24 protein-coding genes and 1 other annotated feature are annotated in these 25889 nt (G+C 62.5%); of the genes, 22 read left to right on the plus strand and 2 right to left on the minus strand.

Features of this window, described 5'->3' with window-relative positions:
* Positions 1 to 127 precede the first annotated feature (127 nt).
* Genes JI721_RS15240 through JI721_RS15250 form a run of 3 tightly spaced genes read left to right on the plus strand, consistent with a single transcriptional unit; the run spans position 128 to position 4189 of the window.
* Complete coding sequence (locus JI721_RS15240) at positions 128 to 1747, plus strand: LysM peptidoglycan-binding domain-containing protein (protein WP_274455700.1); 1620 nt, start codon at positions 128 to 130, stop codon at positions 1745 to 1747.
* 14 nt (positions 1748 to 1761) lie between these two features.
* The gene (locus JI721_RS15245) at positions 1762 to 2754 is read left to right on the plus strand and encodes a hypothetical protein (protein ID WP_274455701.1); all 993 of its coding nucleotides are present in this window, start codon (positions 1762 to 1764) and stop codon (positions 2752 to 2754) included.
* Positions 2755 to 2788: 34 nt separating this feature from the next.
* Positions 2789 to 4189, plus strand: a complete 1401-nt coding sequence (locus JI721_RS15250; protein WP_274455702.1) for a phosphotransferase — start codon at positions 2789 to 2791, stop codon at positions 4187 to 4189.
* 77 nt (positions 4190 to 4266) lie between these two features.
* On the opposite strand, the gene JI721_RS15255 is transcribed toward JI721_RS15250, so the two are convergent.
* A complete protein-coding gene (locus JI721_RS15255; protein WP_274455703.1) occupies positions 4267 to 4428 on the minus strand; it encodes a hypothetical protein in 162 nt (53 codons plus the stop codon).
* Positions 4429 to 4585: 157 nt separating this feature from the next.
* Here JI721_RS15255 and JI721_RS15260 point away from each other — a divergent pair, with 157 nt between their 5' ends.
* The 4 genes from JI721_RS15260 (at position 4586) to murC (ending at position 11067) form a co-directional block, all read left to right on the plus strand.
* Entirely contained in the window at positions 4586 to 5062 is a 477-nt protein-coding gene (locus tag JI721_RS15260) for a hypothetical protein (RefSeq protein ID WP_274455704.1), read from the plus strand.
* A 203-nt stretch (positions 5063 to 5265) separates the two neighbouring features.
* Positions 5266 to 5484: a binding site (T-box leader), on the plus strand.
* Positions 5485 to 5563: 79 nt separating this feature from the next.
* Entirely contained in the window at positions 5564 to 8224 is a 2661-nt protein-coding gene (locus tag JI721_RS15265; RefSeq protein WP_274455705.1) for a valine--tRNA ligase, read from the plus strand.
* A gap of 26 nt (positions 8225 to 8250) precedes the next feature.
* Entirely contained in the window at positions 8251 to 9585 is a 1335-nt protein-coding gene (locus JI721_RS15270; RefSeq protein WP_274455706.1) for a bifunctional folylpolyglutamate synthase/dihydrofolate synthase, read from the plus strand.
* Positions 9586 to 9675: 90 nt separating this feature from the next.
* Positions 9676 to 11067, plus strand: a complete 1392-nt coding sequence (gene murC, locus JI721_RS15275; protein ID WP_274455707.1) for a UDP-N-acetylmuramate--L-alanine ligase — start codon at positions 9676 to 9678, stop codon at positions 11065 to 11067.
* A gap of 163 nt (positions 11068 to 11230) precedes the next feature.
* Here murC and JI721_RS15280 read toward each other — a convergent pair whose 3' ends face one another.
* Entirely contained in the window at positions 11231 to 11401 is a 171-nt protein-coding gene (locus tag JI721_RS15280) for a hypothetical protein (RefSeq protein ID WP_274455708.1), read from the minus strand.
* Between the two features lie 215 nt (positions 11402 to 11616).
* Between JI721_RS15280 and JI721_RS15285 the strand changes: the two genes are divergently transcribed.
* The 15 genes from JI721_RS15285 to JI721_RS15355 all read left to right on the plus strand — a co-directional run bounded on the left by JI721_RS15285 (position 11617) and on the right by JI721_RS15355 (position 25871).
* Entirely contained in the window at positions 11617 to 13266 is a 1650-nt protein-coding gene (locus JI721_RS15285) for a GspE/PulE family protein (RefSeq protein ID WP_274455709.1), read from the plus strand.
* 96 nt (positions 13267 to 13362) lie between these two features.
* Entirely contained in the window at positions 13363 to 14412 is a 1050-nt protein-coding gene (locus tag JI721_RS15290) for a type IV pilus twitching motility protein PilT (RefSeq protein WP_274457898.1), read from the plus strand.
* 111 nt (positions 14413 to 14523) lie between these two features.
* Complete coding sequence (locus JI721_RS15295; RefSeq protein ID WP_274455710.1) at positions 14524 to 15732, plus strand: type II secretion system F family protein; 1209 nt, start codon at positions 14524 to 14526, stop codon at positions 15730 to 15732.
* A gap of 761 nt (positions 15733 to 16493) precedes the next feature.
* The gene (locus JI721_RS15300) at positions 16494 to 16895 is read left to right on the plus strand and encodes a type IV pilin protein (RefSeq protein ID WP_274455711.1); all 402 of its coding nucleotides are present in this window, start codon (positions 16494 to 16496) and stop codon (positions 16893 to 16895) included.
* A gap of 113 nt (positions 16896 to 17008) precedes the next feature.
* Complete coding sequence (locus tag JI721_RS15305; protein ID WP_274455712.1) at positions 17009 to 17785, plus strand: prepilin peptidase; 777 nt, start codon at positions 17009 to 17011, stop codon at positions 17783 to 17785.
* Between the two features lie 49 nt (positions 17786 to 17834).
* Positions 17835 to 18767 (plus strand): type IV pilus biogenesis protein PilM, encoded by a 933-nt coding sequence (pilM, locus tag JI721_RS15310; RefSeq protein WP_274455713.1) that lies wholly within the window; start codon positions 17835 to 17837, stop codon positions 18765 to 18767.
* Positions 18752 to 19282, plus strand: a complete 531-nt coding sequence (locus JI721_RS15315; protein WP_274455714.1) for a PilN domain-containing protein — start codon at positions 18752 to 18754, stop codon at positions 19280 to 19282. Before pilM ends, JI721_RS15315 begins: the two co-directional genes overlap by 16 nt.
* Positions 19279 to 19872: a hypothetical protein gene (locus JI721_RS15320; RefSeq protein WP_274455715.1), complete on the plus strand. Its 594-nt coding sequence runs from the start codon at positions 19279 to 19281 to the stop codon at positions 19870 to 19872. Before JI721_RS15315 ends, JI721_RS15320 begins: the two co-directional genes overlap by 4 nt.
* 30 nt (positions 19873 to 19902) lie before the next feature.
* Complete coding sequence (locus tag JI721_RS15325; protein WP_274455716.1) at positions 19903 to 20442, plus strand: hypothetical protein; 540 nt, start codon at positions 19903 to 19905, stop codon at positions 20440 to 20442.
* Complete coding sequence (locus JI721_RS15330) at positions 20439 to 20957, plus strand: PilW family protein (RefSeq protein WP_274455717.1); 519 nt, start codon at positions 20439 to 20441, stop codon at positions 20955 to 20957. Before JI721_RS15325 ends, JI721_RS15330 begins: the two co-directional genes overlap by 4 nt.
* Positions 20958 to 20990: 33 nt before the next feature.
* Positions 20991 to 21560 carry a hypothetical protein gene (locus tag JI721_RS15335; protein WP_274455718.1) on the plus strand — a complete coding sequence of 190 codons (570 nt, stop codon included), beginning with the start codon at positions 20991 to 20993 and terminating at the stop codon, positions 21558 to 21560.
* Positions 21561 to 21750: 190 nt separating this feature from the next.
* The gene (locus JI721_RS15340; RefSeq protein ID WP_274455719.1) at positions 21751 to 22551 is read left to right on the plus strand and encodes a G5 and 3D domain-containing protein; all 801 of its coding nucleotides are present in this window, start codon (positions 21751 to 21753) and stop codon (positions 22549 to 22551) included.
* 192 nt (positions 22552 to 22743) lie between these two features.
* Positions 22744 to 23829, plus strand: a complete 1086-nt coding sequence (locus JI721_RS15345; RefSeq protein ID WP_274455720.1) for a hypothetical protein — start codon at positions 22744 to 22746, stop codon at positions 23827 to 23829.
* A 225-nt stretch (positions 23830 to 24054) separates the two neighbouring features.
* Positions 24055 to 24735 (plus strand): RadC family protein, encoded by a 681-nt coding sequence (gene radC / locus JI721_RS15350; RefSeq protein WP_274455721.1) that lies wholly within the window; start codon positions 24055 to 24057, stop codon positions 24733 to 24735.
* A gap of 104 nt (positions 24736 to 24839) precedes the next feature.
* The gene (locus tag JI721_RS15355) at positions 24840 to 25871 is read left to right on the plus strand and encodes a rod shape-determining protein (protein ID WP_274455722.1); all 1032 of its coding nucleotides are present in this window, start codon (positions 24840 to 24842) and stop codon (positions 25869 to 25871) included.
* Positions 25872 to 25889: the final 18 nt, after the last annotated feature.

Here is a 25889-nt window from a genome sequence, read left to right on the forward strand (position 1 = left end):
CGCTTTTGGCTCACCACCGAATGAAACGACCGCAGCGGGATGCGGTCGTTTCTGCGTCGTACGACATATTGCGCAGCAGACGGACATAGAGTGATGGTGAAACATGCAAGTCGAGGGAGGGGACAAAATGAGCGATTTGGATCGCGCCCCGCTCATCCGCCTGCAGATTGACCAGGAAATCTTTCAGGATGCAGTGCGCGAGGATGATGTCATCGACGATGCGACCGTCGCGACCGAGGTCACATCGTTTGAACGGGTCTCGGATGCTTATGTGCTGGAAGGCGCCATCGTGTTTGCTGGGTACATCCATCGGGGAACGAACGGCAGCACGGCCAGCTCGGACGCCCTCGACGCTCTGTCGATGGGACTGGGCAGCCATGAGCAGGTCGAACACCTGCACCATCGCCTGCCGTTTGTGCTGCGTGTACCCGTGCACGCCCAGCCGCGCGGGATTGTGAACGTCGCCAGCCGGATTTCGTCGTGGCAGCTGGCGGCCGTGTCGGAGGGGTGGATCCGCATCGTCGCGGATTTGAGCATCGTCGGCCTGTCCGGGAGCAGCGGCTATCACTTCCAGTGCGGGTCTCAGGAAATCGGCGACTTGTTCTTCGAGCAGGCCCCGGACGAGACCGCTGACCCGGGCGAGCAGGAAGCACCGGGCGGCGTGGTCGACGCGACGTTGGTCGACAACCTGAACGATGCGGTGCACGCTGCGCCCGAGGTCTCGCTGGATGAGGAATGGCAGCTGGTGCGCGGACGGCACACCGACGACGACGGGTTCTCGGAAGCGATGGACACCCGTCCGGCCGACCCCGAGACGGTGCGGCAGCACACGGAACGGGTCAGTGAAGCCAGGGGCGGGGTGCCAGCGGAGGCATCGGATCCGGCTGCGCCGTCAGACGCGCCAGCGCACCCTTCCGCCGACCAGGACACCTCCGCAGCGCACGCCATTCAGGCGCAAACGGAGCCGCACCGCGACGTACCAGCGGAAGCGCGGCGAGGCGCAGGCAGCAACGATTGGTCGCCGGGCAGTCTCAAGGAAGAACTGGTTGGGCTGGACAAGGCGTTCACCGGACGGGGGGCTGAAGCCGCGAACGCACCTGCGGACGCCAAGGAACGCAGTTCGGGCCCGGCGGACCAGGCCGATGCGACAGATGCCGGAGTTGGGTCCACACGCGCGTCCGGACAGGTGGAGGACCTCGGGGCAGCCCGCACGGAGCCGCCGGCCAGCACGGATGGGCATGCGGGTATCGCCGCGTTCGACGTGGAGCACCAGGTCAGCAGTGAAGAGCTGCGCAGCTTCACCATGACGCCGGAGGAGGCGCCGAGCGCGCGGGCTGGCGGTGCGTACAGCGGGGGCGACGAGGCTGTGACAGACACCCGTGCGGTCAGCGACGGGGACGCCGCCCTGCTCCCGGTTCGCGACAGCGCCGGCGATGGGGCAGCGGAGGAAGCACCTGCCGCGGGCGCAAACGTCGTGTTGTCCGCCGCGGAGACGGGCAGCGACGCAGCCGTGGCGGCCAGCGAGTTGTGGTCGTTTGTCGACTTCAACGCGCCGGAACGCTACTACACCCTGCGTTTTGTGCTCGTCACGGAAGAAGAGACGCTCGATGCCGTGGCGGACCGTGTGGGGTGCACGCGCAGTGAGCTGCTCCGCTACAACCAGTTGTCCGGCGACACCTTACACCCTGGGCAGGCCATCGCGGTGCCGCAGGCCACAGTCGTTCCGGTCGACACAGAGGCCGTCTGAGTGGTGAAGCACGGATGAATCACGAGACCGATGACAAGTGGCGCATGGTCCCTCGACATCTGGAGACGTACGGTTTGAAAGTGGTGCATTGGTCACCACTTTCTCCATTTCATGCGCAGGTGGACACGTCGGACGGTGTCTACGACGCCTGGCTGCTCACCGAGCGGTCTGCACGGCTGCGCATGGCGACGGCGGACTTTGTCTCGTGGAAGCCGTTTCGAACGGTGCCGCGGTTTTTGAAGAACCTTTATCGGGAACGCCTCGTGCCGCAGCCAGACGGCTTGGTGCTGGCGGTGGCGGACCATTTGGGCGGGACGGCGCTCGAAGTCACCCCCGAAGACGTCCCCTTGGCGGCGAGCGCGTTGGCTGCGCTTCACAACGCCATGGAGGGGGTCAGCGACGTGATTGGGCCGGTGGACCCGGAGGGGGCGCGTGGGCGCTACGGGCAATGGCGGTCGGCGCTCTCCGCCGGGCGCAGCTGGCTGCGCCCGGAGCGCATCGCAAACCTTGCGGAGGCTTCGCCGGCAAGCGCGTCGCACTGGCGGGCTTGGCTTTCCCGCTGGAAAGACCTCGCCGACATGTCCCTCGGCCAGTTGGCGGAAGCCGGGTATGACGAACTGGCGGCGGAGGCAAGGCAGCAGAGGGAAGTGGCGTGGAACGGCGTGCGCCCCGAAACGGTGAGAAACTTGGGGAACGGGCGGCTGGGGATTGAGCAGCGCAGTGACCCCATCTTTGACAATCAGATGTACGATTTGGCTGCACTGTGCCAGGCCATCTGCGAGGCCGGCCATCCCGCCGGTGTAGCGGAGGCACTGGACGCATATCACCGCTTGCGCCCCTTGGCGCCGGAAGCCAAGCAGTGCGTGATTGCCTTTGCCGCGTTTCCGCATGCGGCGCTGCGGCTCGTTCGCCGACGCGTGCTGGCGGCGGACTTCGAGTTGGCGGGGGACCTCAAACGCCAGGCCGAGATCCAGCACAGCGCGGCCGTGCGGCTGCTCGATCGGTGATGGGACGGACCAGGAGAGAAGGGAGGGTTCCTTGGTGGAACCGTCGAACGTTGTCGAGGTGTTCAAGGCGTACGGGGCAGCCCCGGAGGTGCTCGCGGAGTACGGTTGTGTAGCGCTGCGTGCCCGTATTGTTGCGGACGTGTTGAAAATCCGAACGCCTGCCGGCACGCGCGCCTTGCGCAAACTGAGCGGCGGCCGCGAGCGGGCTAAAGAAGTGTTCGCGTGTACCGAATATGCGGCGCACCATGGGCTCGAGCGCGTGCCTCGCTGGATTCGGACGATCTACGACGACCCCTACGTCGTGCATCCATCCGGCCTCTATGCCATGACGGTGTGGGTGCCCGGGCGAGCGGTGAATCTGCGTCGCTCGGAGGAGCTGCTGGAGGCGTCGCGGCTGCTGGCGACATGGCACCGGGCGGTGGAGGGATTTCGCCCGGAGGGGGGCTGGTCCCGCACCCAGCCTTCCTTGGTGCAGCAGGTGCGCGAAAGCGCGGTTGAGATGAGCCAGTTGAAAGCGAATCTGACCGAGCACGGGCAGTTGACGCTGTTTGACAAGCTGTTCCTCGCGTGCGTGGATGAACTCGTCGAGCGGCTGCACGCGGCTGCAGAAGCCCTCGACCATGCCAGCATCGCGGCGCTGGATGAAGAAGCGATGGAACGTGGCTGGGTGTGCCACGGCGACTTCCGCCGCCGCAGCGTGCGCTTCGACGGCGAGCGCTATGTGCTGGTGGATTTCGATCACGTCCACCCTGGCCACCCTTTGTACGACCTGTCGCAGCTGCTGCAGCGCGTCATGCCGGTTTACCAGTGGCGCACCGACATGGTCGAATCCGTATTGGAGGCCTACACATCGGTGTTTGGCGCGGCCGCAAACCACCTTCCAGCGCTCAGTGCCCTCTTGGCTATCCCGTTTCGGACCCTGCAAATCGTGTCCTCGTACTATCAGGGGGAGCGACAGTGGGATGACGAAGACTATGTGGACGCGCTGGAGAGTGCCCTGGAACTGGAAGAGGCTCGCGAGGAGGCGCGGCTCGGGCTGATGCCTGCCGCCCAGGTGCCTGCGCTCGCGTTGACTTCTACAGGCGTACCGCAGGGGACGACCGTCGTTGCAGGCGCCGGGGCGGGAAACGGCGAAGGGGACGGCGATGCAGCAGCGGGTGCCGACGGAGACGGCGATGGAGGCGAAGACGAGGGAGCTGGCGTTGACGGTGCCCTCGAGGAGAACGGTGCCGAACCGGGGGACATCCGTTTTCACATGCCGCGCGCGGTGCGTCCGAAACGCCGCCGCCGGAAGGTGACCGCCGCCGGTCAACTGGCAACGCCAGGCGCCGCGGGCGGAGCGACGTCAGCGGAGCGCACGAAAAAGGGGTCGTCTGCATCCGCACGGCCAGGCCTGAAGGTGTGGGGAGACGTGAATCCGCCCGGTGACGAGTAAGCGGGGCCGCGGCATGCGTCCATGGCACGTGAGGGGCCGCGGTGTTCTGCAGCTTGAACCGAACGGAGCCGGGCTTCTCACGGGGGGCCAACGAACATCGCGGCAAATACCAGAAACAACAGCATGAGCACGAACAAGTCGAGCGCGTTCGGCCAAAGGATGGCACGCAGGAACAAGAGAAAAATCGCGATGGCCAGCAAGAGCCGCACAAATCGCGCGAGCAGCACGAAGAATCCCATGGTCGTCCCCCCTATTCAGTCTATGTATATGCGTACACTTCAGAATTGGAACTTGTGCGTCCGACAATATTGGAACTTGTGCGTCCGACAATCGTGATGACAAGCGAACTCGGACTTGGTAAGATGGGACAAGCATCATAGGTTTGGAGGCGTTGTTTTGCAAAACGGAAATGAATCGAAGTCGTCATGGAACGGATGGCGTTTTCGCTACGTCGGGATGACGGTCCTCGTCATCGTGGTGCTGCAGGTGGTCGCTGACTACGCGATTCACTACAAACTCGTGACGACCATTCCGCTCGGCGTACTGTTCGCAGCCTACGTCATCATCCCGCGCATCAAGGAGCGGCGCCTTGGCAACGCGCTCCTGGGGGCGCTGGCGGTTTGGGTCATCGACGTGATCCTCGAAGTGTTCATCGATTTCCATGGCAATGAACTGGCTGCTGCGAATCGGTCGGCATTTCTGCAGTACAACCTCTATGCGCTGGCGCTGGGCGTCGTGGTGTGCTGGGGGTACCTGAAGCTGACGGAGTGGTCGGAACGCAAGCGCGCGCAGATGGAGGCCAAGCGCCAGGCAGAGACGCAGCCTGCGCAGCCAGTCCGGCGGCACCACAAAAAGAAGAAGCGCAGGAAGTAGCCGCTTTGCAGAAGCAACCGTTCGGCAAAGAAGCAGCGGTTTGCCAGGAAGCAGGTACGGCCGTTCGGCCGCCAATCCCTTGTGCGGCTTGACATCGCCGGGAAAGATTGAATATGATATGGCATACGAAGGATACGCGGCAGGGCCGAAGGTGTTTTGTTGCTGCGGCGGCCTGCCCGATGGTGAATGCGCAGCGTTGAACATGTGAAGTGATGAAGAGAAGGAGTAGAGCCCTCTCGTTCCGCCCAGAGAGGACAGCCGCCGGCTGAAAGCTGTCTCGGAACCAGGCTTGAACGTCGTCTCGGAACTGCCAGGTTGGCCGGGTCATTCCGTTATCGATGCAGAGGGTCCAAAGCCGCTTCCGGCACTTGTCCGGCGCGCTTTGGGAATTCAGGTGGTAACGCGGAGCTTCCGTCCTGAGTCAGGGCGCGGGGCTTTTTTATTTGCCGCGGAAGAACAAAGAAGTGACGAGGAACCGATTGAAGAAGGGGAGACACCCACATGGCTACGTCCACAACACGCAAAGAATTGCCCACCGTGTACGACCCGTCGGCCGTTGAGTCGCGCATCTACGCGTTTTGGGAGGAAAACGGCCTGTTCAAGGCGGGCGGCGGCCGCGGCAAGGGGCCGTTTTCCATCGTGATGCCGCCGCCGAACGTGACGGGATCACTGCACATTGGACATGCGTGGGACAACACACTGCAGGACCTCATCATCCGCTACAAGCGGATGGCTGGCTACGACACCCTGTGGCTGCCCGGGACCGACCACGCAGGCATCGCGACGCAGACCCGCGTGGAGAAGGCGCTGCTGCAAGAGACCGGTCAAAGCCGGCACGACGTGGGGCGCGACGCGTTCATTGCGCGGGTCTGGGACTGGAAGGAGCAGTATGGCAGCACCATCACGAACCAAATCCGCGCCCTGGGGGCATCCTGTGACTGGAGCCGCGAACGCTTCACGATGGACGAAGGGCTGTCGCGCGCAGTGCGCGAAGTGTTTGTCCGCCTCTACGAGAAGGGGCTCATTTACCGCGGCAACCGCATCATCAACTGGTGTCCGAGGTGCGAAACCGCGCTGTCCGACATCGAAGTGGAGCACATTGAGCAGGACGCGAAGCTGTACCATGTGGCGTACCCCACCGTGGACGGCGACGGCGCCATCGTCATTGCGACCACGCGCCCGGAGACGATGTTTGCCGACGTGGCCGTGGCCGTGCACCCCGCGGACGACCGGTACAAGCACCTGGTTGGCAAGCAGGTGCGGCTGCCCTTGACCGACCGCACCATTCCGATCATCGCGGACGAGTATGTCGATCCCGACTTTGGCACCGGCTGTCTGAAAATCACCCCGGCCCACGACCCCAACGACTTTGAAGTGGGTGAGCGCCACGGCTTGGCGAAACTCCAGTGCATCAACGCGGACGGGCGTTTGAACGAGGTGGCCGGCAAGTACCAAGGGCTGACGCGCGGGGCGGCCCGCGAACAGGTGGCTGCCGACCTGGCGGCCTCGGGCGCGCTGCAAAAGGTGGAGGAGATTCACAACGCCGTCGGCCACTGCAGCCGCTGTCAAACGGTGGTCGAGCCGTTCCTGTCCGATCAATGGTTTGTGCACATGCAGCCGCTGGCGGCCCGCGCGCTGGAAGGCGTCGAGGCGGGAGAATTGCGGTTCGTGCCGGAACGGTTTGAGAAGGTGTTCGTGCACTGGTTGACGAACGTGCGCGATTGGTGTATCTCGCGGCAGCTGTGGTGGGGGCATCGAATTCCCGCCTGGTACTGCGACGACTGCGGGGAAATCACGGTCTCCCGGGAGGATGCGGCGTGCTGCGCGCACTGTGGCTCAACCCGCGTGCATCAGGACGAAGACGTGCTGGATACCTGGTTCTCGTCGGCGCTGTGGCCGTTCTCGACGATGGGCTGGCCGGATCAGACGGCCGATTTGGCGCGGTACTACCCAACCAGCGCGCTGATGACCGGGTACGACATTCTGTTCTTCTGGGTGGCCCGAATGGTCTTCCAGGGACTGGAGTTCACTGGGAAAATGCCGTTTCGGGACGTGGTCCTGCATGGTCTGATTCGCGCCGCGGACGGGCGGAAAATGTCGAAGAGCCTGAACAACGGTGTGGACCCGATGGAGGTCATCGAGAAGTACGGGGCAGACGCCTTGCGGTTCATGCTGGCGACGGGTTCTTCGCCCGGCAACGACCAGCGGTTTCATTGGGAACGCGTGGAGAGCGCCCGCAATTTCCTCAACAAGCTGTGGAACGCTTCGCGCTTTGTGCTGATGAACCTGACGCCGGACGCGCCGCTGCCGGCGATTGATCCGGCGCACCTGACGCTGACGGACCGGTGGATTCTGCACCGCCTGGCAGAAACGGTCGATGATGTTTCCCGCCACCTCGACCGCTATGATTTTGGTGAGGCGGGCCGGGCGCTCTACGACTTTACCTGGGATGACTTTTGCGACTGGTACATTGAGTTTTCGAAGCTGTCCTTGTACGGCGAAGACGAGGGCGCCAAGAACCAGACCCGGGCTGTGCTCGTCCACGTGCTCGACCGCCTGCTGCGCCTGTTGCATCCGTTCATTCCCTTTGTGACGGAGGAAATTTGGCAGTCCCTGCCCACGACAGCAGGTGCGCTGATTCGGGCGGAGTGGCCGGAGGACAGTCTCGTCTTTACCGATGCGGCGGCCCTGCGGCAGGTGACGGTGGTGAAGGACGCGGTGCGGGCCCTGCGAAACCTGCGCGCGGAAATGAACGTGCCGCCGAGCCGGCCGATTGAAGTCGTCGCGCGGACGGTCGATGCGGAGACGACAGCGCTCTTTCGTTCGGCAGAGGCGTATCTCAAACGGTTCGGAAACATCGAACGTTTGGAGATTGGCACAGGACTGGCCACGCCGGAGATGGCGGTGACCGCGGTGGTGACCGGAGCAGAGCTGCTGGTGCCGCTGGCGGGCCTCATCGATGTGGCTGCAGAACGTGATCGCCTGCACAAGGAACGCACCAAGCTGGAGGCCGAAGTGGCGCGGCTGGACAAGAAACTGGGGAATCCTCAGTTTGTCGCCAAGGCCCCTGCCGAGGTGGTCGAAACGGAACGCGCGAAACTGGCCGATTATCAGTCGAAGCTCGCGACGGTGCAGGAACGCATCGCCCTGCTGGAGAAGTGACCCTTGCGGACTGAGGAGAATAAAGTATGGCGGTAGCAGCACAGACAGATGGCTTTGCTTGGCTGACCTCCCTGGCTCGATTCGGCATCAAACCCGGCCTGGCGCGGACGCAAGCGGTACTCGCTGCATTCGGACACCCGGAGCGGTCGCTTCGTTTTCTGCACGTGGCGGGCACCAATGGGAAAGGGTCTGTGTGCGCCTTTTTGACGGCGCTCCTGTCCGCGTCGGCGACGGTGGGCACCTACACGTCGCCTGCGTTTTCAGGGTACCGGGGCAGGTTTGTGGTGGACGGCGCGTCGCCGACCGATGACGTCGTGAACCGCTTGGCCTGCGAAGTGCAGGCGGTCGCCGAGGCCGTGGTGCCCGATGACCCACTCACGGAGTTCGAGGCGTTGACCGTGATGGCCGTGCTCTACTTCGCCCGATCATCGGTGGACTACGTTGTGTGGGAGACAGGGCTTGGCGGTCGCTATGATGCAACCAATGTGGTGACCCCCATCGTCAGCGCGATTACCAATGTCGGCCGCGATCACATGGAAATTCTGGGTGACACGCTGCGCAAGGTCGCGTACGATAAGGCAGGGATCATTAAACCGGGCATCCCGGTGGTGACTGCCGCCCGGGACGAGGGCGCCATGGTGGTTGCGGAGGTGGCGCGGGCGCAGGGCGCACCCGCTTATCACCTGGGCCGGCATTTTTCGGCCGTGCGGACGCACGTGGATGCGTCGGGGCAAACGCTCAGCTACCGTGGTGTGCATCGCGACTTCATGAATCTGCAGATCCCGCTGTTTGGCGAGCACCAGTGCGAGAATGCCGCGGTGGCCCTCGCGATGTACGAACTTGCGGCCGCCCGCGAACCGGGATCCGCGACGCGCCCGCTTTGCACCGCACGAGCGCAGGTGAGTGCCGCCCTCGCGAAGACCCGCTGGCCGGGGCGCTTCGAGGTGTTCGAGGTGAACGGGCAGCCGGTGATTCTGGACGGCGCGCACAATCCGGAGGGCGCAGGCCGGTTCCGTCAGGCGCTGGTCGAGTGGAGTGCGCTCTCGGGCGTGCCGGAGAGCAGCTGGACGATGGTCATTGGCGTGTTGAACGACAAAGATGTGACGCCGATGCTGGGGATGCTCCTGCCGTACGCGCGTCATGTGATTGTCACAGCGCCGTCAACACCGCGCGCCAAAAGAATCGACCTGCTTGCGAAAGCTGTAGAGAAGTGTCGACCGGGGGTAAACGTCGAATGCTGCGAGCCGGTTTCAGAGGCCGTAGCGCGCGCATTGGCGCTGGGAGGCCCGATTTGCTGCTGGGGGTCGCTGTACACGGTCGACGAAGCGCGCAGGTGGGCCTCAGATGCGGCGCAGCGCTGATGAAACCAACCAAATTTGGGCATACCAAGACGACTCAAGCGTGAACGGTGAAGGGCAGAAGAGAACTCCGAGCTAGGGACGGTGAAGCGCGTGAATCAGCCACAACACGTACACTTCGTCGGGATCGGCGGATATGGAATGAGCGCCATCGCGAGAGTCATGTTGGATATGGGGTACCGGGTCTCCGGGTCGGACGTGTCCAGTCCGGAATTGGCCACGAGGCTGCAGGAACGAGGTGCCAAAGTATTCATCGGCCACTCTCCCGCACAGGTGGAAGGTGCGGACATGGTGGTCTACAGCACAGCGGTGCCGACGGACAATGTGGAACTGGAGGCCGCGCGAGCACGTCAGATTCCGGTCCTTCACCGGTCGGAAATGCTGGCTAGGCTAATGGCCGACCGGACAGGAATCGCAGTGGCCGGCGCACATGGAAAAACCACGACCACATCGATGATTGCGTACGTCATGGAACGCTGCGGCGTCGATCCGACGTTCGTGATCGGCGGGGTGGTCAGCAACATTGGCGACAACGCAAAGGCGGGCGCGGGTCAGTTTGTGGTGGCGGAAGCGGATGAAAGTGACGGTTCCTTTCTGCATTATCGACCGCAAATTGCCGTCGTCACGGCGATTGAAGCCGACCATCTCGAGTACTACGACGGCAAGTTCGAAAACCTGAAGGCCGCCTATGCGGAGTTTGTGCGGCACATTCCTGCAGACGGGCTGTGCATCATCTCGGCGGAAGACGAGCACTTGCGGGATATCCGCGGGGAAGCCGCGTGTCAGGTGTTCACCTTTGGCATCGACGCAGAGGCGGACTACATGGCAAAGCAGGTGGAACTGCTCGATCGCGGCAGCCGCTCGGACATCTACTTCCAGGGGCAGCGGCTGGGCACGTTGACGCTGACGGTTCCGGGCCGGCACAACATCATGAACGCGCTGGCTGCGATTGCCGTCTGCAGGCATGCAGGGCTTGCATTTGACGAGATTGTCCGCGAACTGGCGTCCTTCCACGGCGCGAAACGCCGATTTCAAGTGATTTCGGAAGTCGGCGACGTCCTCATCATTGACGACTACGCGCATCACCCGACTGAAATCAGCGCGACCATCGCCGCCGCGACCACGACAGGCCGGCGGATTGTCGCAGTGTTTCAGCCGCAGCGTTATACGCGGACCTACTTTCTCTTTGATGCGTTTGCACGGGCGTTTCGAGGTGCAGACGAGGTCATCATCGTGGACATTTATTCGCCGCCGGGTGAACGGCAAATCGAAGGTGTGACGGCTGAACGGCTGGCCGAACAAATTCGCGTACAAAGTAACCCGAATGTCAAGTTTTTGCGCACCAAGGATGACGTCTTCCGGTATCTCCTGCACACCTGCCGCCCGGGAGATTTAATTCTGACGATGGGCGCCGGCGACATCTGGCAGGTCGCGGTCCGGCTGGGTGACGCGCTGCAGGATAATCAGGAGCACGCGACGATGTAATGGACGCTCGCGTGAGGGCGGCGGGCGGTGCCGAGCGCCGGCCCTGCAGCCTCGTTCGCCCGCGGGGGAGATACTCGATGGCGACGACGCGCAAACGGCGTATTGGCGAGTAAAAGCTGCCAATACGCCGTTGTGTTTGTTGTCGAATGTCAGGCCATGCGGGCTATCGACGGCGGCGACGCATGTCCATCGCGCGCGCGTACAAATAGTAGGCGGCGGCGAGCAAGGCAACGACCAGGGCAATCCGCAGCAGGAAGTGAATAAACACAGAAACGACGACCAAGAGGACAAGCGCGACAAGAAACCAGGCCACGGAACGAAGTACACTCGACACGTTCAACCACCCCTTGTCCAACATTCGGTTGGAACCCCACCTACCGTAGTTTCAGTATAACATGGACAACCTCGAATGCCTCCCGGAATGCGTCCAAAAAAGGCGGCCGGTTGGTCGCGCCTGCAAGGAGTTTGCCAATGTTTGTCGAATTCCCATAGCACACGACAAGGTGGAACAGATTCCCTGCCACCTGAACCCTTGACAGAGGCGAGAACATGGCAAGAAAACGCGTGGGGGACCTGTTGCTCAGTGCGGGTGCAATCACAGAAGCCGAGCTCCGTGAGGCACTCTTGATGCAGCGCGAAAAGCGCCTCAAACTTGGCGACACCCTGGTGGCGTTAGGCTACCTGGACGAAGCGGATTTGATTGAAGCCTTGGAACGTCAGTCGGGCATTCAGCATGTCGACCTGACCCTGGAGGAGGTCGATCCTTCGGTGCTCCAGCTGGTTCCCGAAGAGTTGGCACGAAAGCATGTCGTCTTGCCCATCCGCCAGGCGCACGGACGCTTGTTGGTGGCGATGGCCGATCCATTCGACTATTACGCGGTGGACGATTTGCAAATGGTGACCAAGCAGGCTGTTCAGCCGCTCATCGGCGGGCGCAAACAAATTGAGCTCTACATTGACCGGCTCTACCACGAGGAAGGCCCGCCCGCGGAAGCGCACCGCGACGAAGGGGCTGCTGTGTCAACGCCGGCGGGCGATCTCGACGCGCCCGTGGTTCGTTTGGTCAACCAGCTGCTGCACCGGGCGATTGCCGAGCACGCCAGCGACATTCACGTGGAGCCAACGGGGGAAGACGTGCGGGTTCGGTTCCGCGTCGATGGGCAGCTGGCCTTGGAACAAACCGTACCGGCGGCGCTGCACAGCCCGCTGTTGGCGAGAATCAAAGTGATGGCAGGGCTTGACATCGCCGATAAACGGCTGCCCCAGGACGGCCGCTTGCACCTGGAGGACAGGCCGGATGTGGATGTCCGGGTGTCGACGCTGCCCACGGTGTTCGGCGAAAAGGCCGTGCTGCGCATACTCGATCGCAGCCAGTCCCTGCTGGATGTGAAATCGCTTGCGCTGTCGCCGGCAAACGAGGCGCGGTTGGCGCGCATGACTCGCAACACCAGCGGCATGGTCCTCATCACCGGGCCGACAGGCAGCGGCAAGACGACGACCTTGTACGCCTTGCTGAAGGCGCAGAACACGGTACAGCGAAACATTGTGACCATTGAAGACCCGGTGGAGTATCAGCTCCCAGGAACAAATCAGACGCAGGTCAATCCGGCCATCGGGTACACCTTCAGCCGCGGGCTGCGGGCGATTTTGCGGCAAGATCCCGACGTGGTGATGGTGGGCGAGATTCGCGATGAGGAAACGGCGGAAATCGCGATCCGCGGCGCCTTGACGGGCCACTTCATGATGAGTACCATGCACACGCCGGATGCGCCGTCTGCGGTGCTGCGGTTGACGGACATGGGTGTCGAACCGTATCTCGTCGCTGCATCGCTGGTTGGGGTGATGGGCCAGCGGCTGATTCGGCAGGTGTGCCCGGACTGCCGGCACCCAGCAGTTTTGACGGACCTGGAGCGGGCGTACTTGGAACGAGAACACTTTGCGCCGGTGGATTCGTTTGTCACTGGGGCGGGGTGTGCGCGCTGCCGCTTCACGGGGTATCGGGGCCGGTTGGCGATTCATGAGTTTTTGGTGTTTGATGAGGAATTCCGGCGTTATACCCTGGAGCGTGCGACGCAGCGGGAGTTTCGCGCCCGCATGAACGCCCTTGGATACCACTCGCTGGCGTGGGACGGCCTGGAGAAGGCTGCGGCCGGACTGACGACCGTGGACGAAGTGCTCCGTGCAACCCTGCGCGAGTAGGGATGGCTCGGAACGGCGGTTGACACGGGGAAGGGGGACGAGACTGTGCAGGAAAACGAGTGGGTCGACGCAGAGGGCGAGGCGTTCGGCGAGGAACTGCAGACCTGGCTCAAGGCTGCCGTGGAGCGGGGCGCGTCCGATTTTCACGCCGCCGCCGGTGCGGCGCCGACCATTCGGGTGGACGGGCGGCTGATGCCGATTGACACGCAAAAGCTGGGCCCCGAGCAAACCTTGGCGTATGCGAACGCGCTGTTGGACGAGCGCCAGCGGGCACGTTTCGAAAGCGAGGGGCAAGTGGACTTTTCCTGCGCCCACCACAACGCGAGGTTTCGCGTCAATGTCTACCGGCAGCGCGGCAGTGTGAGTATCGCCGCGCGGGTCATTCCCCAGCGCGTGCCAAACTTTTCGGAACTCGGCCTGCCCGCGCACCTGCTGCGGATTGCCGAGCGTCCCCACGGCTTATTCCTGGTGACGGGGCCGACCGGGAGCGGAAAATCGACGACGCTGGCCGCGATGATCGACGATATCAATCACCGTTTCGCGAAACATGTCGTTACCCTCGAGGACCCGATTGAGTACTTGCACCGCCACGACCAGTGTCTGATTGACCAGCGGGAAATCGGCCTCGACACGCTGTCCTTCGGGGCAGGCTTGCGGGCGGCACTGCGGCAAGATCCCGATGTGATTCTCGTCGGTGAGATGCGCGATTTGGAGACGATTGCCACGGCCATCACGGCTGCCGAGACGGGGCACTTGGTGCTGGCGACGCTGCATACGCCGGATGCACCGCAGACGATCGACCGCATCATCGACGTGTTCGACCCGAACCAGCAGGGGCAGATTCGGATTCAGCTTGCGAGCGTACTCCTCGGGGTGCTGTCGCAGCAGCTGCTGCCCAGGGCGCACGGCCAGGGGCGGGTGGCGGCGTGCGAGCTGCTGGTGAACACCCCTGCGGTGGCCAACCTGATTCGCACCGACAAGGTGCATCAGATTCGCAACGCCATGCAGACTGGGCGGCAGTTTGGGATGCAGACGATGGAGATGCATTTGCGCGAGCTGCTTGCAAAAGGAATCGTTTCCGCCGAAACGGTGCGCCAGTTTGCCGCAGACTGGTACGACGGCGGCCGGGTGCCGCCGCAGGCGTAGGCTTTCGGTCCCTACACCGTTGGTGCGGCGACTGTCCCGCGGAATGAAGCACGAAAGTACGGCGGCACGTGAGCGATGTAAGCAAGAGATGTGGAAAAGGAGAGACCCAGCATGCCTGACTTTCGCTACACGGCGATTGACGAAGGGGGCCGCAAGGTCAGCGGTACGATATCCGCACGCAGCGTCGACGAAGCGCGGTCCATGCTCCGACAGAACGGTCATATTGTCCTCGCGATCAAGCGCTCTCTGTTGGCTGGATTGAACAAGGAAATCTCCATGGGTTCACCGGTCAAGCTGCGCGACCTGACGACGTTTTGCCGGCAGATGGCGACGCTTACCGATGCGGGTGTGCCGTTGATGGAGGCCGTGACAACGTTAGCCGATCACGCTTCCTCAAAGTCCCTGGGCCGCGTGCTGACGGGTGTGCGGGCGCACCTGCTGCGCGGGCAGCCGCTGTCTGCTGCGCTGTCCGCACATCCAAAGGTGTTTCCTCCCCTCTTTATCAGCACCATGCGCGCCGGCGAGGCTTCCGGGCACGTGGCGGAGGTGTTCGATCGGCTGGCGGCGCACTACGAGCGGGTGAGCGTCAGCCGCGGCAAGCTGCGCGCCGCGCTGACCTATCCCATCGTCGTCACCTGTACGGCCATCGGCGTGACGGTATTTCTGTTGACGCGCGTCATTCCGACGTTTGCGCGCATGTTCGCGCAGCTGAATGCCCCGTTGCCCGTCCCCACACGCGTCGTGCTGGCCGTATCCAACTCGCTGGTGTACGGATGGTACGGGTACCTGATCGCGATCGTCGCCGTGCTGGCGCTCGTCACGCTGTCGCTGCGCGTGCCGGGGCTGCGCAAGCAAATGCACCGCATCACCCTGCGTATTCCGATTTTCGGCCTGCTCCTGCTCAAGTCGAGCCTCGCCCGCTTGACCCGAACCCTCGCCACCCTGCTGGAAAGCGCCATCAGCCTCGTGGAAGCGCTTCGCATGTCCGTGGAAGGAGAGCGCAATCTGCTCATCGTGGAAGCGTTCACCGGTGCCGCGGCACACGTGGAGCGCGGGGAGTCTCTGTCCGCACAACTCGCCAAGACAAACCTGCTGCCGCCCATGGTCGTACAGATGATGCGCGTCGGGGAAGAGTCGGGCGCCGTCGATGCCATGCTGGAACGCGTCGCCGACTACTACGATGCAGAGGTAGAGGCAACCGTCGACCAAATGAAGAGTCTGATCGAGCCGCTGCTCGTGGTGGTGCTGGCCGTGATCGTCGGCACCGTGGTGGCATCGGTGATTTTGCCCATGTTCTCGATTTTGAACTACATCCACTGACGATGGGATGATAGGCGGGGCGGATTTTGTGGGTTGTGGCGTGGGGCGGCCCGGGCATGGGGTGGGCATGGGGTGGGCATGGGGTGGGCATGGGGTGGGCATGGGGTGGGCATGGGGTGGGCATGGATGGCGTGGGCATTGGCGGGCCTGGCCTGCATAAGGCGCCTTTCCTTCCTAAAGCCTCCGAGCGTGTGCCGAGGCCGATGGGCATAAGACACCGTTTCTACCTTCAGACGGGCCCGTGGCGTAAGGCACAGGCCGGATATGGAACCTTTCCCTCCTTAAGCGGCGGAGTGAGGGTCGGATATGGCGCCTTTCCTTCCTAAAGCCCCCGAGCGTGGGTCGAGGCCGATGGGTATAAGGCACCGTTTCTACCTTCAGACGGGCCCGTGGCAGGAGGCACGGACCTGAATAAGGCGCCCTTCCTTCCTAGACCGCGCCGAACCTAGGCCCGCCACCCGTCACTGTCAGCCGGTACGGACCTCACACAGCCCCACACCAGCCGCTTGTCTTCGACAATCCATCGTGATGCCGTCGGATCCCGCTTGAACGGCCCGCATCTCCCTCCGCATGTGACCCCCTGAGTGCCCGTGCACGCTACCTTCCGCCCTTTCACCCTTGCGGTCGAACGGTGTCGAATTCCGTAGAATCCAGTCGTAATCAATTGTGGGGAATTTTGCAGGATCTACCGACCGTTTTGTCGAATTTGTTCTGAAAGTCACAGAGGATTTAGATAGACAGACGGAAAGGGGTTCGGTGATGTGAGGCAGGATGAGCAGTACAGGGACCAGCAGGATGCAGGCTTCACCCTGATTGAGATGGTCGCGGTCGTTGTCATCATCGGCATTTTGGCAGCGGTTGCAATCCCCATCACCTTGAATGCGGTCAACAATTCGAAGTACAGCGCGGAGGAGGCGACCCTCGCCACCATGCAGACCGCGCTGGAAGAGTACGCGCAGGAGAATAATCAATACCCTGCGCCGGACGAATTGCAAAATGCCCTCTCCGCTTACGCCGCGGGTGTTTCAACCAGCGATGTGTGGGGCCAACCGATTCAGTACAACGCCACGGGCGATGGGTACATTCTGTACGCGCCGGGTCCGTCGGGCGGCGTTGAAGCAACGTCGAACTCGACGCCCACCAGAGTGGCCAACGGTCCGTAACACGGACCGCAAGACGGACCGTAACACGGACCGCAACACGGGCCGTAACACGGGCCGCAACACGGGCCGCAACACGGGCCGTACCATGACCGCATCGATGGGAGATCACGCCTATGTCCGCTGTGCTCCAGATGGAGTCGGTTTTTGTGTTTGTCCTTGGCATCATCGTCGGATCGTTTCTCAACGTGGTGGCGTACCGCGTACCGCGCGGTGAATCCGTTGTTGCCCCGCGTTCCAGTTGTCCTTCGTGTCACACCGTGCTGCGCAGTGTGGAACTGGTTCCGATTCTCTCCTGGCTGTGCCTGGGTGGGCGCTGCCGGCATTGCGGGTCCACGATTCCTGTTCGGTATCCCATCCTGGAACTGGTGACCGGTGCGCTGTGGGTGGCCACCCTCTGGTGGATCCCGAACTGGCCGGCGCGGGTTGCCTGGGCCGTGTTTTGGGTGCTGCTGGTGGCGGTCGCGGGCACAGATTTAACGTCGATGCGGGTACCGAACATCCTCTCCTTGCCAGGGGCGGCGCTGGCCGTGGGATTATCCGGGGTGTGCGGTGTGCACGGATGGGGGCAGACGCTGCTAGGTGCCGTGGTCGGAGCGGGCGTGTTGTTCGCCATCCACCTGCTGTCGCGCGGCAGTATGGGGCTGGGCGACGTGAAACTGTACTTGAGTATTGGCGCGATGCTGGGGCCGTTGTACGCGATGGAGTCCCTGGTCATGGCCTCGCTGTCGGGTGTCATGGTTGGGTATGGGCTGCGCATGTCCGGGCTGATGAAAAAGCGTGAGCCAATGCCCTTTGTGCCGCACATCGTGATTGGCGTCGTCGTCATTGCCTTTTTCGGTCACCCCCTGACCGAGTGGTATCTGCACAACTTGCTGGCCACGGGCGTATAACGGCGGGGCTCCGGCCTCACATGGCCTTTCGAAAAAGTAGGGATGAATGGTGGGGAACAGCGTACAAGTCGGTATCGAATTTGGGCGGCGTGCTGTGCGGTGCGCGGTGCTGAAGCGCGCGGGCTTTGCCGCTTTGGGGTCGGCGTTTGAGCTCGGCCCGATGACGTGGGACGACGCGGACCCGGTGATTGCGGACGAGTATCGCGCGGCGCTCCGGGCGATTGTCAAGACGGAACACCTGAAGGGGGCGCACGCGGTGCTTGGACTGCCGATTGGCGCAACTGTGGTGCGTCCGCACCGGCTGCCGCCGCTGGCTGCAAATCTGATTGGGGATGCGGTGCGTGCGGAGATGGAGAGCCAGATGATTGTGCCATTTTCCGATCCGGCCTTTGACTACGCCGTGTTTCCGGGCGGTGACGGGCCGGATGCCACCTACGTGACGATTTACGCGGCTCGGCGCGAGCAGGTTCGCGCCCTCCAGGCCGTGGTCCGTTCGGTCGGCATGCGGCCGATTGCCGTGGAGCCGCGCAGCCTGGCGCTGCTTCGCCTGCTGCTGCACCGCCGGACGGACAGCTTGAACGGCACCGCGCTGGTCGTGGACGTCAGCCAAGGCGCACTGGAGCTGACGGTCGTGTACCGCCAAGTGATTGTGGCATCGCGATCGGTCATGTTCGAGCAAGCGCAGTCGAGCGAAGAGGTTGCGCCCATCCTGGCGCAGGAAGTCAGCCGCTATTTGAACTTTTTGCAGTACGGCGCGATCTACGGCAGCCCGCTGCAGTGCGACGTGGTGTGGTTGTGCACAGAGGAAGCGCACGGGGATGCTTGGGCGCGCGCCCTTGAGACGGTGTCGCATCTGCCCGTGTGGGCGGTCGACTTGCAGGCCGAGACCGAACGTCTCATCTCTGCTTCCCGTGCGTCGTTGTACGCGGCCGCTGGCGGCCTGGCGCTGCGAAAGGGGCGAGCGAGATGGCGGCGGAGATAAACCTGCTGGTGGACGATCCCCGTGGCAGCGGGGCATCTTTGTGGTGGAGGAACACCTTGGTCGGGTTGTTCGCCGTTGCCGCAGTCTGCCTGCTCGTAAGTGGCTGGAGCCAACAGCATCACGCGCGGGTCCTGCAGACGGAGGGCGCTCAATTGCAAAAGCAGGCGGCCTTGGTGTCGCGGCCGACGCAGTCGAGGCTCGCACCAGGGGGCGGCGGCCGGACGACGGCTTCCGGCGCATCGACCCAGCGCGTTCCGCCAGCTTCTCGGATGGGCGGGCTGTACGGGCGGCTGATGACGGCGCTGTCGGGGGTGTCGGTCGAACAGCTGAGCTGGACGCCGACGGAAACCACCATCACGGGCAGCGCGACCGATCTCACCCGTGTCGCGGATGCCATGGACGGACTTGAAAAACTCCCGGGCGTGACGAGTGTCCAGTTGACGAGTGCGAGCCGGGGTGCGTCCGGCGCCGCCATCACGTTTGACATCGCGATCGGCTGGGAGGTTTCGTCATGAGCCTGCGCGGCCATTCAGAAGTGAAGTCTTCCTTGCGCACGCTGCTCGCGCCGCGCGTGCCGTCGTGGCTGTCGCTGCGTCTGCTGGTCATCGCTCTCAGCGCAGCCGTGTTCGCCGCCAGCCTGCTCTGGTTCACCCACGAGGCGGCCAGTGCAGCGGCGCATCAGGCCCAAGTCGCGCGGCTGCGGTCCGAGTTGGCCATCACGGCGGGCCGCCGCGGGCAGGCACAGCCGGCCAGGCAGCGTGTGTCCACAGCGCCCGCGCAAACGCCGCAGGGACTGGACGAAGCGGGGTTCCTGCGCTGGCTGAACCAGGCGGAGTCCGCCTCGGGTGTTCAGCTTCAGTCCGTCCGCTTCCCAGGGACGCCGTGGACGTCCGGGACACAGTGGATTGGCAGTACTGTGCCAGCGCAGGGTGCGCTTCGCGAGGCGGCGGCCGTGGTGACGGTGTCCGGATCGAACAGCGCGCTGGCAGCGTTTCTCAGCCAAATCGACCGTGCACAAGGCGTCATTCAAGTCTCGTCCTGTACCGTCACACGCAGTGGAGCCAGGTACGAGGCGGCGTTGAATGTGTGGGTCGCGAATCCGTAGTCAAATCGATAGTCACGGGAGAAGGACGCCATGGGATGGATGCCAACGATGTTTCACGGGGAGACCTCTGACCGGGGGGATACGCTGGTGGAAGCAGCGGCGGCCGCACTGATTTTGGGGTTGGCGGCGGTCGCGCTCACGGCGGTCGCGCAAACCATTTCAATGACCGTCACCGAGGACAATTTGCGAGCGGAGGCAAACTTCGCCGCGCAGTACATTGAAGCCGAGGTGATGCAGCAGTCCTTGTCGCAGCGCGTCCGCTACCTGGACGAACTGGCGGCGGACAGCGGACGGCCGGTTGACGCGGTGTTTCCCGACGCCAAGCCGCAGTTTCCGTCCAGTCTGTATTTCTCTGTCACTGAATTGTCGTGGGTGACGGACTGTGACATGGTCACAGGGAATTGCCGGACGAAGGCTGATCCGACGGTTTCCGCGCTGCCGCCCGGCTACAGCCTGGTGTCCCAAGCCGCCTCCGCAGCGGTCAATGGGCTGACCGTGCCGGGGGTTGTAACCCTCGTCCCGCAGGCACAGCCGTACGAGGTCACGGTGTACTGGAGGCGTTCGTCATGACCGCAACTCGACCCGATGGCTTCACCCTGATGGAGCTCTTGGCCGGGGCCGTCATGGCTGCGCTGGTGCTCACGGCAGGGGTCAAACTGTACATCGCGATCGCGGCTGGATTCACGCGGGCAGTCACGTTTTCCGAACTCAACCAGTCCGCGCAAAACGCGATTTCTTTCATCGGGCGCACCGTGGAGAACGCCGAGACGGCGCCAGCGGCTGTCCTCGGTACATCGGCTGGCCCGTCGACACTGACGGTCACCACCTGGAATCAGTCCACATACGTCTTCACGTACCAGCCATCCAGCGGCACGGTGACCTATACCATGAGCGGTTCAGCACAGACAGGACCCATGCTGTTGGCCCGGGACGTTGTCGGCGTGCCGTGGCCTGTGGTTCGTCCTTCCGATGATGGAGACGCCACCCTGGTCACGCTTGACTTTCAGATGCAGGCGCCCGGGCCGGGCGGCCAACCCATCCAATATGAAACATCGACGCAGGTCATTGCAAATCCCAGCCCCTAGGGGCTGGGCGGCGCGTCTGTTGAGGGAGAGGGGGTGAAGACGACGAGGCTGCGGGGAGAGGAAGGCTACAGCCTGGTGTACGTGCTCATGATTCTCGCGATGATTGCCGTGCTCTTGCCGCCGCTGGTGGTGTGGGGGATGCAGCGCAGCCAGGCCGTTCGACTGGAACAAGCCCAGCAACAGGCGGATGCTGCGGCACAAGCGGCGTTGACGAATGAACTCGCCATCGTCAAAGTCAAACTGCTGGCAGACGCGTCCTTGAGCGGCTTGACCGCTGCGGACCTGACGCTGCAGGCGTCGTCTGAGACCAGTCCCCCGGCTGGCGCTGGATTGAATGTCCTGCATCTGGGTGACGCCGCGTCCACACAGACGCTCCCAGATGGAACGGTAATCACGACAAACGTCGTGCCGGACGTGGTCGTGGGTACGGGTGTAAACCTGATGAACACCCAGGAGCCGCTCCTGGATGTGGGCGTGTGGATTGGCATGACCTCCAGCGCAACCGTCTCCGTGCCGACCTCGGTGGCGCCCGGCGGGACGGTCCGTGTCACGTTGCATCGTGCCTTTACGGCATTGGACGCCGGGGTGCTGCAGCAGCCATGAGCGGCTGTTTCGCGTCGTTCGCGGGCGTGGTTTTGTGCAGCGGTGTCTTGGTCGCAGTGCCAGGAGCTTCATGTCTGAGGAGGAAGATTCCTCTTTGATCCATTGCATTCCAATGTACGGGTTATATATACTATGTGAAGCCTAGGCACCCTTGTGGTTATCCTTTCCCGCTTTTGGGAGAGGTGATGGAGTGCGTCTACCAAAGTCCACGGCTCTGTATGTTTCAGCCGCTGTTGCCATGTTGATTGGTGTCACTGGAGCGAACCTGCATGCATCAGCGAATGAAACGTCACGAGTGCACGACAATGGTCCACGCAAGATCGGCCAAGGTACAACCGAACAGAGCAGTTTTTCAGATGGGCAAACGATTGGGGAAGCCGAGACCTTTCTCAGTCGACCGAAGCCATTGGGCCCACAACCAAAGACGGATACAGTGCACATGTTCGTCGAGGTCAAGACGCAAGAGATACCATTTCAGACCCTGCGGCGGTATACGGACCGGCTCTACCAGGGCCAGCAGCGTGTCCTGACGTACGGTGTGAAAGGGTTGCTGCGGATACAGTCACCATGCGTCTACCAAGACGGCACGATCACCAATTATCATACCATGCGGCAGATCGTGCATCAGCCACGCGACGAAGTCATCGAAGTGGGTACTGCCCATCGACCGGCGCCAGCGGCCAGCCGCTCCACGGTGGCGAGCCGTTCGGATTCGAGTATGATTCCGATGGGAACGCTGACGGTCGTGGCGACAGCCTATGTCGCGGGCGGCCGAACATCCACTGGCATGGCTGCGGAACCCGGCGTTGTGGCTGTGGATCCGCGCGTCATACCGCTCGGCACGAAGCTCTACATTCCAGGCATCGGGGTCGTGCGCGCTGAAGATACCGGCGGTGCCATCGTCGGCGACCGCATCGATATCTGTGTGGCGACGCAGGCCGAAGCAGATGCCTGGGGAGAACGAACCATCAAGATATACGAAATTCAGTAGCGTCTCGGGGTTCGGGAGTCATCTCGGGTAAAAGGGAACCACTGGGGAGACAAACAAGCACACAAAAAGTTCTAGGCACCGAGTCCGCGCGTTTACCGCGCGGACTCTTTCTTTTCTCTCACCGGGTCTCATAGTTTCCGAGGCGCCCTCATAGACTCATAGTACTTGAGGAGCACAGGGGGAACGACGCCAATGGAACAACGTGACTACCGAAGCACAAGCGCGAAACACGAAAAATCTGTTCGTGTGGTGGTGCGCATGGGCCGCGAGCAATGGGTTGTCGGCGGGGATGAGCCCGCATCCACTGTGGCTCCTGCCCGAGACCAGACAGTCGTTGAACACGCGCCCATCGTCGAGCGCAGGGCGCTCGCTGAGCCTGCAGCGGTCGTGGACCACAAACCACTTGCGGACCAGCGCGCGCTCGTTGACCATAAAGCCCTGGCGGACCACAGAACAATCGGCGACCGGCCCGTCGACGCAAGCGCGATGGTGCAGAGCCAGGTCGAATCCAGTGCGGATGTCTCACGTACAGGGATTCGCCGGAAGGTTCGCGATGCATTCCAGGTTGGCTTGATTTTCGGACTTGCGATGGGGTGCCTCGGCCTCATCTTGTTTCATCAAATGCCCTCAGCGCCAGCGGCCGGCAATGTGATGTCGAGCGCGTGGCCGACGACCGCCGCTTTGTCCGGGCCGCAGATTGTACTGCCCGCGACCAACATCAGTGCGGTCGAGGTGGGTACCTATCCCAATGCGTCTGCGGCGGCTGCCGCCCAAACCCAGTTCAAACAAAAAGGAGTACAGACTGTCCTCTACCCGAATGGTGCACAAAAGGAAGCCTTAATCGCTGCGATTGCCATGCAGCCGGGGGATTTACAGGACACGTCTGCTTCGCTGCAGCATCGCGGGATCTCGGCGCAAGTCGTTCAGTTGTCCATGCCGACGAAGGCGGAGCCAACGCTCCCCGCATTGACGAAGGCGGAGGGACAAGCCTTGACGCGCTGGCTGTCCGCAGAAGTCAGCGCGATGAATGCGCTGGCGGCGTGGATGCAGGATGGGGAGTCCGAACGGGATGCGTCCACGGCGTACACCAACGCGAACAAGATTCAGCCGAGCGCACAATCGCTGGCGAAGACCGGGGCTGGGGCAACGCTGAACGGCCTGGTACAGCAATTCGCAGACGCCTACCACGACGCTGCGAATTCGACATCGCACAGCGCTGCAATGACGCACTTGATGACCGCGTACAGTCTGCTGGCGCAGATGAAGATGGAAGGTTAAACCGGAGATTTGGCAGGACTGTGAAGACGCGTGTCGAATTCGCAAGTTAGACCACGAATGCTACCGAATATGACAGGCTTTTACGCTATACTAATGACTGACACCGCACAGGGACTGAATTTCTACGGATTGCGACGATTGAACAAGTTTGAAGTCAATCGGGTTTGCCAACCCTTTGTGCGCGCCCTATGGTAGAGGCATCTTGCTTCAAGGGGGCGCTTCCAAATGGATGAACGCAGGTCCGGGTCGACACCAGAGGCACCGCGCGAACGGCTGCTGCGGTACGGACCGCAGGTGCTGCGCAGTGACGAACTGCTCGCCGTGATCTTGCAATCTGGCAACAAGACGGCTTCAGTCTATGAACTCTCGTCGCGGGTGTTGGCGCACGTGAATGGTGTCTATGGGCTCTTGGATACGCAGGTGGAGGAACTCGTTGCGATTCCAGGCATCGGCCTCGCGAAAGCCCTCCAAATTGCGGCAAGTGTCGAGCTGGGGCGCCGCATCGTGCAGAAACCTGTCGTGCAGAAACCGCAGATTCGAAGCGCAGATGACGCAGCCGAGTATTTTATGGATCGGTTGAGGCACCTTAAAAAAGAGCACTTTGTCACGCTGCATTTGGACACGAAACATTGTATTATCGGCGAGGAAGTGGCATCGGTGGGCAGTCTCGACGCCTCGATTGTCCACCCGCGCGAAATCTTCAAAGCAGCGGTCAAGCGCAGCGCTTCGGCCATCCTGTGCTTACATAACCACCCGAGCGGCGATCCGACCCCGAGCGCGGAAGATATTGCCGTGACACGACGCCTCTGTGAAGCGGGCAGGCTCATTGGCATTGATGTGCTCGACCACATCGTCATCGGAGATGGTCAATTTGTCAGCCTCAAGGCCCAGGGGTACATGCAGTGAGACCCGCAGGGCAGGCTGGGTGTTGGCGAACGTCTGGGTGCGGCGAACGCACATGAAGTGTCAACATGAAGAACTGAATTGAAGTGAGAGGGGACAGTGACTGAATGTTTTCCGGCAGGGATATGGGTGTTGACCTCGGTACCGCGAATACGCTTGTCTATGTGAAGGGACGGGGCATCGTCGTTCGCGAGCCGTCGGTGGTTGCGATTCGAACGGATAACGGAGCGATCGAAGCGGTTGGCGAGCAAGCCAAGCAGATGATTGGCCGCACGCCTGGCAACATTGTCGCTGTACGCCCGATGAAAGACGGCGTGATTGCGGACTTCCAGACCACCGCGACCATGCTTCGTTACTTTATTCGTCAAGCGATGAAGACCAAGTCCAACTGGAGCGGCAAGCCGCGGGTCATGATCTGCGTGCCCTCGGGGATTACCGCAGTCGAGAAGCGAGCCGTGGAAGATGCGGCCATCGAAGCGGGCGCGAAGGATGCGCAGACCATCGAGGAACCGATGGCGGCTGCGATTGGCGCGGGCTTGCCGGTGGGCGAACCGACGGGCAGCATGGTCGTCGACATTGGCGGCGGGACGACGGAGGTCGCCATCATTTCACTGGGCGGCATTGTCACAAGCCGCTCCATTCGGGTCGCAGGCGATGAGATGGACGAGGCCATCATTCAGTACATAAAGAAGCAGTACAACTTGATGATTGGTGAGCGGACTGCGGAAGAGTTGAAGATGACGATTGGTACGGCCATTGTGCCGGAGGAAGACACGGCGATGGAGATTCGCGGCCGGGACTTGCTGTCCGGTCTGCCCAAGACCTTTTCTATCACCGCTTCGGAAATCAGTTCCGCCTTGTCGGATACGGTCGGCGCCATCATCGAGGCGGTGAAAGTTACGCTGGAGAAGTCCCCTCCGGAGCTGGCCGCGGACATTATGGATCGCGGCATCGTTCTGACGGGCGGCGGCGCGCTGCTGAAAAATCTCGACCGCAAGTTGGCGGATGAGACTGGGATGCCGGTCGTCGTTGCGGAAGCGCCGCTGGACTGCGTCGCGATTGGAACGGGCAAGGCGCTGGATAACTACGACGTGTATCGCCGCAGAAACTTGGCGTCGCGCAAGGCAAGGCGCGCGTAGCAACGTCATTGGATGGCG

Origin of the sequence: Alicyclobacillus cycloheptanicus (genome assembly GCF_028751525.1) — a bacterium.
In the GTDB taxonomy this organism is placed as follows: Bacteria; Bacillota; Bacilli; order Alicyclobacillales; family Alicyclobacillaceae; genus Alicyclobacillus_L; species Alicyclobacillus_L cycloheptanicus.

Excerpts from the sequence above, each read along its gene's own strand:
- JI721_RS15240 (WP_274455700.1), top strand. The coding sequence starts at position 128 with ATGAGCGATTTGGATCGCGCCCCGCTCATCCGCCTGCAGATTGACCAG.
- JI721_RS15245 (WP_274455701.1), top strand. The coding sequence starts at position 1,762 with ATGAATCACGAGACCGATGACAAGTGGCGCATGGTCCCTCGACATCTG.
- JI721_RS15255 (WP_274455703.1), bottom strand. The coding sequence starts at position 4,428 with ATGGGATTCTTCGTGCTGCTCGCGCGATTTGTGCGGCTCTTGCTGGCC.
- JI721_RS15265 (WP_274455705.1), top strand. The coding sequence starts at position 5,564 with ATGGCTACGTCCACAACACGCAAAGAATTGCCCACCGTGTACGACCCG.
- JI721_RS15270 (WP_274455706.1), top strand. The coding sequence starts at position 8,251 with ATGGCGGTAGCAGCACAGACAGATGGCTTTGCTTGGCTGACCTCCCTG.
- JI721_RS15285 (WP_274455709.1), top strand. The coding sequence starts at position 11,617 with ATGGCAAGAAAACGCGTGGGGGACCTGTTGCTCAGTGCGGGTGCAATC.
- JI721_RS15295 (WP_274455710.1), top strand. The coding sequence starts at position 14,524 with ATGCCTGACTTTCGCTACACGGCGATTGACGAAGGGGGCCGCAAGGTC.
- JI721_RS15305 (WP_274455712.1), top strand. The coding sequence starts at position 17,009 with ATGTCCGCTGTGCTCCAGATGGAGTCGGTTTTTGTGTTTGTCCTTGGC.
- JI721_RS15315 (WP_274455714.1), top strand. The coding sequence starts at position 18,752 with ATGGCGGCGGAGATAAACCTGCTGGTGGACGATCCCCGTGGCAGCGGG.
- JI721_RS15320 (WP_274455715.1), top strand. The coding sequence starts at position 19,279 with ATGAGCCTGCGCGGCCATTCAGAAGTGAAGTCTTCCTTGCGCACGCTG.
- JI721_RS15325 (WP_274455716.1), top strand. The coding sequence starts at position 19,903 with ATGGGATGGATGCCAACGATGTTTCACGGGGAGACCTCTGACCGGGGG.
- JI721_RS15330 (WP_274455717.1), top strand. The coding sequence starts at position 20,439 with ATGACCGCAACTCGACCCGATGGCTTCACCCTGATGGAGCTCTTGGCC.
- JI721_RS15345 (WP_274455720.1), top strand. The coding sequence starts at position 22,744 with ATGGAACAACGTGACTACCGAAGCACAAGCGCGAAACACGAAAAATCT.
- radC (WP_274455721.1), top strand. The coding sequence starts at position 24,055 with ATGGATGAACGCAGGTCCGGGTCGACACCAGAGGCACCGCGCGAACGG.
- JI721_RS15355 (WP_274455722.1), top strand. The coding sequence starts at position 24,840 with ATGTTTTCCGGCAGGGATATGGGTGTTGACCTCGGTACCGCGAATACG.